This window comes from Streptomyces sp. NPDC003016 (assembly GCF_053591455.1).
In genome coordinates, this window is sequence record NZ_JBSFTV010000044.1 from 43,264 (window position 1) to 50,530 (window position 7,267).

Below are 7,267 nucleotides of genomic sequence, written 5' to 3' on the forward strand. Positions count from 1 at the left end.
GCGGTCAAACCGGTGCGGGAGGTTCTGTGGTCAGCCGGCGCCGAGGTCGGCGATGAGGGAGGCGAGCAGGGTGACACGGGTGGGGACGGTGGAGGTGTCCAGCCACTCCTCGGGGGTATGGTCGGCGCCGCCGACCGGCCCGAGGCCGTCCAGGGTCGGCACACCGATCCCCGAGATGAAATTGGCGTCGCCCACCCCGCCCGTCGCCGCGCCGCCGAGCGGTATCCCGAGGCTGGCGGCGATCTTCCGGGCCGTGTCGAGGATGCGGCGCGAGGCGGGGGTGTCCTCCATGGCGGGGCACAGGTCGAGTTGGGCCACGGTGGCCGTGGTTCCGGGGACGGCGGTCCGCGCGACGGCTGTCTCGATGGCAGCCCTGGCCGCGCCGATACCGGCAGCGGTGGCCGAACGCACCTCGATACGCAGCTCCGCCTCCGGGCAGACGATGTTCGCCCGGGTCCCGGCCCGTACGACGCCCACGTTGACGGTGACATCGTCCCAGTGGCCGTTCAGGGCCTGAAGGGCGATGACCAGGTGGGCGGCGGCCAGCGCGGCGTTCGCGCCGCGCTCCGGTTCGATGCCCGCATGGGCCGCACGGCCGGTGACCGTCACCAGGAAGTCGGCGACGCCTTTGCGGGCGATGACCAGGTCGCCGTTCTCGCGGGCGCACTCCAGAGCAAGCGCGAAGTGCGCCCCGCACGCCGCCGCCTCTATGGTGGGGCGGCTCGCAGGGGAGCCGATCTCCTCGTCCGGGGTGGCGAGGAAGACGAGCTCGGCGTACCTGGTGGCTCCGGCCTCATGGAGGATCTCCAGCGCGGTGAGCCCGGCCAGCAGACCGCCCTTGTCGTCGCTGACACCCGGCCCCCGCGCAAGGTCTCCGTCGAGCCTGAAGGGCCGTTCGGCGGCCGTGCCGTCCTCGAACACCGTGTCCATGTGCGCGACGAGTAGGATCCGTCGGCCTCCATGGGCCACCGGGAGACTGCCCGGCTTGCGGGCGATCAGTACGTCCCCGACGCGGTGCCCGTGGACGGGAGCGGTGCGCTCCACGTCGAACCCCAGACACAGCAGCCGGTCCTGAGTCCAGTCCGCTATCCGGTTCACGCCGTCGGGGCTGTACGACCCGGAGTCCACGGCGACCAGCTCGGCCAGGTCCGCCAGGTAGCCCCCCAGACGTGCTTCGGCGTACGGAAGCAGCGCGGCGGTGCGTAGCCGCTCCCGCGAGGGGGCGGTCACAGGACTTTGGACAGGAAGGCGCGGGTGCGTTCCTGTCGGGGCTCGACGAGCACCTGCCGGGGGTCGCCGGCCTCAACGACGATGCCGTCGTCCATGAAGACGGCGGTGTCCCCGACCTCGCGGGCGAAGCCGATCTCGTGGGTGACTACGACCATGGTCATGCCGTCGGCCGCGAGCCGGCGCATGACGTCCAGGACGTCACCGACGAGTTCGGGGTCGAGCGCGGAGGTGGGCTCGTCGAAGAGCATCAGCTTGGGTTTCATCGCCAGGGCCCGGGCGATGGCGACACGTTGCTGCTGTCCGCCGGAGAGCTGCGCGGGGTAGTGGCCCGCGCGGTCGCCGAGACCGACCTGGTCGAGCAATCTCTGTGCGTCTTCCAGGGCTTCGGCCCGGGAGACGGAAGCGACCTTGACGGGCGCTTCCATGACGTTGCCGAGGGCGCTCAGGTGCGGGAAGAGATGGAAGCGCTGGAAGACCATGCCGATGTCCCGGCGGCGTTCGGCGACTTCACGTTCGCGCAGTTCGTGCAGTTTGGAGCCGTGGCGGCGGTAACCGACGAGGTCTCCCTCAACCGCGAGGGTGCCGCCATCGATCTTCTCCAGGTGGTTGATGCAGCGCAGAAAGGTGGATTTGCCCGAGCCGGAGGGGCCCAGCAGGCAGCACACCTGGCCGCGTTCGACGGTCAGGTCGATGCCCTTGAGGACTTCGAGCTTCCCGAAGTGCTTGCGCACGCCCTGGGCGTGCACCATGGGGAGGTTCACAGGACCGCCTCCTTGGCGTTCGTCGGTCGGTGAGCCGGCCGTGTCACGGCTCCGGTGAACATCCTCCGCAGGGGCGAGATGCGGCCTCCGTGCCCGCTGCCTCGGCCGTAGCGGCGCTCCAGCCAGGACTGCGGGATGCTGAGCAGCGTGACGAGCGCCAGGTACCAGATACTGGCGACCACGAGCATCGGGATGACCTGGTAGTTCTGCGCGTACACGTCCTGGATGTTGGACATGAGGTCGTGGGCCGAGATGATCGACACCAGGGCGGTCATCTTCAGCATGTTGATCGTCTCGTTGCCCATCGGCGGAATGATCACCTTCATGGCCTGGGGCAGTACGATCCGCCGCATCGTGAGGGCGGGCCGCATCCCGAGGGAGTGGGCCGCCTCAGTTTGGCCGATGTCGACGGACTGGATGCCCGCACGGACGATCTCGGAGGCGTAGGCGGCTTCGTTGAGTCCAAGGGCGAGGAGCGCGGCGACGGCCGGGGTGAGCAGGGAGTTGGTCTCCACCTGGATGAAGGTGATGTCGGTGAACGGGATTCCGATCAGCACGTCCTCGTAGAGGGCCGCGGCGTATCCCCAGAAGATGATCTGCACGAGCAGCGGGGTGCCGCGGAAGAACCAGACGAACAGTGAGGACATCCCGTACAGCACCGGGTTGGTGGACAGGCGCATCACCGCGATCAGGGTGCCGAGTACGAGCCCGAGGGCCATCGCCGCGACGGTGAGCCAGAGGGTGGTGACGAGCCCGTCGAAGATCAGATCGGCGAAGAGGAAGTGGCCAATGATCTCCCAGTGCAGATTGCCGTTCTTCGCCAGCGAGCCCGCCACGCCCACCAGGGCGGTGACCGCCGCGACGGCGGCGATCCAACGCCCGTAGTGGCGCAGCGGCACGATCGTGAGCTGCTCGGGCGCCGGACGGTCGATGTCCGCAGGAGCTGTGGTGGTCATTTCTAGTCCACCGCCGCGTTCTTGGTGGCCTCCTTGAGGGCGATCGAGGCAACGCCGTACTTGTCGAAGATCTTGGCGACGGTCCCGTCGTCGATCAGGGCCTGCAAGGCCTTCTGGATCGCGTCCGTGAGCTGGGGCAGCTTCTTGGACACCGCGATTCCGTTGGGCGAGGCGCCGTAACCTCCCTCCGCCGCCGGGTCATCGACGACCTCGAAGGCATGGCCCCCGTCGGCGGTCTTGGCGGTCCACCCGGCGGCAGGCTTCGTCTGCACCTGGGCGACGACCTTGTCCGAACGCAGGGCGAGCTGCGCGTCGGAGTCCTTGGGGAAGGTCTGGATGCCGATCTCCCCCTTGCCCGCGGCCTTGCACTTGGCCTGCTGCTCCTTGAGGAGGTCCAGCTGATTCGTCGCGGCCTGGACCGCAGCCTTCTTACCGCACAGGTCGTCCAGGTTCGTGATCTTCTCGGGGTTGCCCTTGACGACCATGATCCCGGAGCCGGAGACGGAGTAGTCGACGAAGTCGACCACCGCCTGCCTCTCCTTGTTGTCGGTCATCGCCGACATCGCCGCCTCGAATTTCCCCGCCTGGATCGCGGGCACGATCCCGTCGAACTTCTGGGGTGTGAAGGCGAACCTCACGCCGAGCTTGGCGCCCAGGGCCTGGCCCAGGTCGTAGTCGAGGCCGGTCAGCTCCGGTTTGCCCTCGGCCACGAACATCTCGAAGGGCGCGTACGGCACATCCGTCGCGACCCGCACCGTGCCCGACTTCTTGACTTCCTGCGGCAGGGTGTCATGCAGCGCCGCGTCCTTGGTGATCACTACGCCCGCGATGGTGGTGGACGCTGGCGGTTTGGCAGCACTGTCAGAGGCGTTGTCGCCGCAGGCCGAGACCGTCACGAGAACCGCCATGGACAGGACCGAAGCCGTGGACATGCGGCGGAAAGACGGGGTTGGCATCACAAGTAGCCCTCTCGGAAGATCTGCCAGCGACGACTTCGGTTGCCGCTGTCTGACATTCGAGGAAATTACATGGACCACAGTTAGTTGGCTAGATGTAACGCGCGTTTCATATAGGTAACGAGGTTCGTTTCCTCTCCACGCGGTACATCGCAGGCCCTCCAGCTGCCAGCTGCTCAGGCTGGCCCTACTGGCATACAACTCATGCGTTACATCTTCCGCTACTCGAACTTGGCCTGTACTTTCCGTTCCTGCAGTCTCAGTGCCTGCCCCGCTGTCTTCGGCGCGGGACCTCTCTGCAACACGGAGGACTCATGAGTCCCTTCCTGCACCACACCCCTGCGCTCAACGTCGCCTCCCCGGCGAAGCGCCGACCCGCATATCGCATCGCCGCGTGCCTCACGGCCGCCTTGGCGGTCATCGCCGGCGGGTTCGTCCAGGCCGAACAGGCCGACGCAGCAGCCAGCCGCATCCGCCTCGGCAGCTCCTCGGACGTCAGCCGCACCAGCTGGTCCGGGCCGGCCTTCACCATGAACGGCTCCGGCGGCGTCATCGCGGCCACCATGAAGAAGGCCGTCGACGCCATCCGCGGCGGAACCGGCTCACTCGACGTGGTCGCCCTGGCCGCCTCCGCGCCGGGCTCCGGCAGCAGAACCCCCGAGTGCGACGCCATCATGAGCCTGGGCAGTGTCAACTCCTGCACGACGTGGACGCTCACCAAGGCAAGCGACGGCAACAATGCACAGGTCAACACCGACATACGCAACGCCGAGTTCGTCTACTTCGCCGGCGGGGACCAGTGCAAGTACGCAGCCTGGAAGAACACCTCCCTGCGGGCATCCGTGCAGTCCGTCGTGACCAAGGGCGGCGGCTCCGGCGGCGGCAGCGCCGGCCACCACATCAACAGCGCCGTCGTCTACGACGCCTGCCAGGGCAGCATCACCTCCGCGGAGGCTCTCGCCGACCCGTACGACTCCTACGCGACCTTCACCACCGGCATGTTCAACTGGCCGAACTACGCGGGCACCATCAACGACTCCCACTTCGTCACCCGCGACCGCATGGGCCGCACCATGGCCTTCATCGCCCGCGCCATCAAGGACGGCCTCACCACCGGCAGCAAGGCCTGGGGCGTAGGAGTAGAGGAGGGCGGCTCCCTCTTCATCGACAAGAACGGCCTCGCCACCCTCTCCGGATCCGACGCCTACATCGTCCTGGGTGACCACCAGCCCGAGAAGGCCGCCTCAGGGCTACCCCTGACCTTCTCCAACTACAAGATCTGGCGCCTGGCCTCCGGCCAGACCTTCGACTTCAGGAACCGCCCCACCTGCGGCTACTACCTCAAGAGCGTCACCAACGGGGTCGCCGACAGCAACCTGTACAACGGAACGCCCGTCACCAATTGCTGACACCGGGCGCCACCGGAGCGACGAGTGCGACCGGCGCCACGGGCCCGTGCAACGACATCGACAGTCTGAACCCGAACAACACAGAGTCCTTCAGCGCCGCGCTGGTCAACGGCATCGCGCTCGCAGGCCGGGCCAGTCCGGGGCCTGCAGCATCTCCGTCCAAAACCAGGGCAACGACTCCTGGATCAAAGTCCTGACCACCGCCGACACCGTCTACCAGGCCCACCGTGACACCAACGGCATGAACGTCATCTGGGACGAAGGCTGGACTGCACTCTCCGCCCGGTCCTCGATCAGCCGGCGGAAGCCCGCCAGCGCGCACCGCTTCCCGGTGGCCGAGCCGGGACCGGGGATGCCGGCGACGTCGGCCAGGAGCCGTTGGGGCTGGGGATGCCAGCCGACGACCAGGACGCGCAGGCCCAGGCACTCCGCGCCGCGGTGCAGGGCCGGGAGGTGGAGCAGGCCGCCGGTGTCCATGGATGTCACGCCGTGCAGATCGACGATGAGGTCCCGCTCGTCACCGGTGACGTCGTCCAGCGCCCGCTGGAACACCGCGCCCGCGTCGTCGTCGAGTTCCCCGCTGACACCGGCCAGGACCGAACTGCCGCAGTACTGGACGTCCATGGTGATCAGTGCGTTCACCTTTCGCCCAGGGCGCCTGGGCCCTCGGAGGCTCCCATCATGGCGCGGCGTTCCCCTGGAGGGGTGTGAGGCTCGCTGAGGCTCTGGCATCAACCCGGTCAGTCACGGTCTCGGTTCATGACGGAACGGTCACGCGCCGCCATACCAGCGGCGCTGGGTCGTTGGACCCGGGTATGGAGCAGAAAACCGATTCGCCACCCGAGCGAGCCGGGTTTGCCCGGCTGCCCGAGGAGTTCTGGCAGGTGTCCGACGCGCCGATACGCTCGTGATCCAGCTGCGAACCCACAGGCCTGAGGCGATATTTGCCCGGATGTCCCTCGGATTCCCGCAACTTCCCCTTCGAGATTGTGCGGACTCGTCGGCTTCTCGGCTCCGGTGGTTACAACGCCGCCCTCATGGCCGAACTCGTCGGCCCGGCCGACAGCGTGACCACCCTGGACACCGACCCGGTCGTCACCGACCGCGCCACCCGTTTCCTGGCCCAGACCGAATACGACCACGTCCAGATGATTACCGCGGACGCCGAGCACCTGCCCGCCGGCACCGTGCCGGATGGCGGCTTCGATGCCATCCTGGTCACCGTCGACACCTGGGACCTGCCCTGGATCGACGCTCTCGCCGAGGGCGGACGCCTCGTCGCGCCGCTCCGTCTGCACGGGTACCACTGGGCCATCGGCTTCACCGAGAGCGACGGGGCACTGCACAGCGACGATCCGCTCATCGTCTGCGGCTTCGTCGCCATGCAGGGCGACGGCGCCTGGAACCCGAACCGGCGCACCGTCGCCGGCACCGGCGTCCACCTCTCCTGGGAGGACGGCACCCCGCTGCCCGTCGACCAGCTCGCCCCCGCCCTCGTCCGCGAGCCGACCGTGGCGCACACCCACGTCACCGTCGGTGGCCAGGAACCCTTCGACGCCCTCGCCCTCTACCTGGCCGGTGCCCTGCCCGGCTTCTGCCGCATGCCGGTCCGGGGTCCTGAACCCGCCGCCCGAGCACTGGCCCGGCGCCGCGATCGTCCGCGGTACCTCCCCCGCGCGGCTGGCCACCGAGCGTCTCTCCGACGGAGACGAGGGAAACGGCCTGTACGAGTTCGTGGTCCACGGCTACGGTCCCCACGGCCACCTGGCCGCGAAGGAGATGGTCGAACAGGTCCAGCACTGGCAGCGCAACTACCGCGCCGCCCTCTGCCCGCGCATCACCATCCACCCCTTGTCCGGTACGGCATCGGTTTCGACGCGGATCACGCCGAGGCGTTCGGTACCGTCCAGCACCGGCAGCCAGTGCTGGACCCGGCTGCCGACGGGTGCGGAGTG

The 7,267-nt window shown here is 68.2% G+C and carries 7 protein-coding genes; 2 read left to right on the forward strand and 5 right to left on the reverse strand.

The genetic code is table 11. The features are described from left to right. Window positions 1-30: 30 nt before the first annotated feature. From ACWDZ4_RS29465 to ACWDZ4_RS29480, 4 genes are read right to left on the reverse strand one after another with little or no spacing between them, the layout of a single operon-like run. Window positions 31-1,230 carry a M20 family metallopeptidase gene (locus tag ACWDZ4_RS29465; RefSeq protein ID WP_451511436.1) on the reverse strand — a complete coding sequence of 400 codons (1,200 nt, stop codon included), beginning with the start codon at window positions 1,228-1,230 and terminating at the stop codon, window positions 31-33. Further along, complete coding sequence (locus ACWDZ4_RS29470) at window positions 1,227-1,979, reverse strand: amino acid ABC transporter ATP-binding protein (RefSeq protein WP_451511446.1); 753 nt, start codon at window positions 1,977-1,979, stop codon at window positions 1,227-1,229. The genes ACWDZ4_RS29465 and ACWDZ4_RS29470 overlap by 4 nt, the downstream gene beginning before the upstream one ends. Before the next feature lie 8 nt (window positions 1,980-1,987). After that, entirely contained in the window at window positions 1,988-2,947 is a 960-nt protein-coding gene (locus ACWDZ4_RS29475; RefSeq protein ID WP_451511437.1) for an amino acid ABC transporter permease, read from the reverse strand. 2 nt (window positions 2,948-2,949) lie between these two features. Then, on the reverse strand, window positions 2,950-3,855 hold the full coding sequence (locus ACWDZ4_RS29480; protein ID WP_451511438.1) for an ABC transporter substrate-binding protein: 906 nt from the start codon (window positions 3,853-3,855) through the stop codon (window positions 2,950-2,952). A 362-nt stretch (window positions 3,856-4,217) separates the two neighbouring features. Between ACWDZ4_RS29480 and ACWDZ4_RS29485 the strand changes: the two genes are divergently transcribed. After that, window positions 4,218-5,312, forward strand: coding sequence for a hypothetical protein (locus ACWDZ4_RS29485; protein WP_451511439.1), 1,095 nt, complete (start codon window positions 4,218-4,220; stop codon window positions 5,310-5,312). Between the two features lie 213 nt (window positions 5,313-5,525). On the opposite strand, the gene ACWDZ4_RS29490 is transcribed toward ACWDZ4_RS29485, so the two are convergent. Further along, entirely contained in the window at window positions 5,526-5,954 is a 429-nt protein-coding gene (locus ACWDZ4_RS29490; RefSeq protein ID WP_451511440.1) for an STAS domain-containing protein, read from the reverse strand. A gap of 347 nt (window positions 5,955-6,301) precedes the next feature. Here ACWDZ4_RS29490 and ACWDZ4_RS29495 point away from each other — a divergent pair. Then, a partial coding sequence (locus ACWDZ4_RS29495; protein WP_451511441.1) for a methyltransferase domain-containing protein occupies window positions 6,302-7,267 on the forward strand: 966 nt, incomplete at its 3' end.

Excerpts from the sequence above, each read along its gene's own strand:
- ACWDZ4_RS29480 (WP_451511438.1), bottom strand. The coding sequence starts at position 3,855 with ATGGCGGTTCTCGTGACGGTCTCGGCCTGCGGCGACAACGCCTCTGAC.
- ACWDZ4_RS29485 (WP_451511439.1), top strand. The coding sequence starts at position 4,218 with ATGAGTCCCTTCCTGCACCACACCCCTGCGCTCAACGTCGCCTCCCCG.
- ACWDZ4_RS29475 (WP_451511437.1), bottom strand. The coding sequence starts at position 2,947 with ATGACCACCACAGCTCCTGCGGACATCGACCGTCCGGCGCCCGAGCAG.
- ACWDZ4_RS29470 (WP_451511446.1), bottom strand. The coding sequence starts at position 1,979 with ATGGTGCACGCCCAGGGCGTGCGCAAGCACTTCGGGAAGCTCGAAGTC.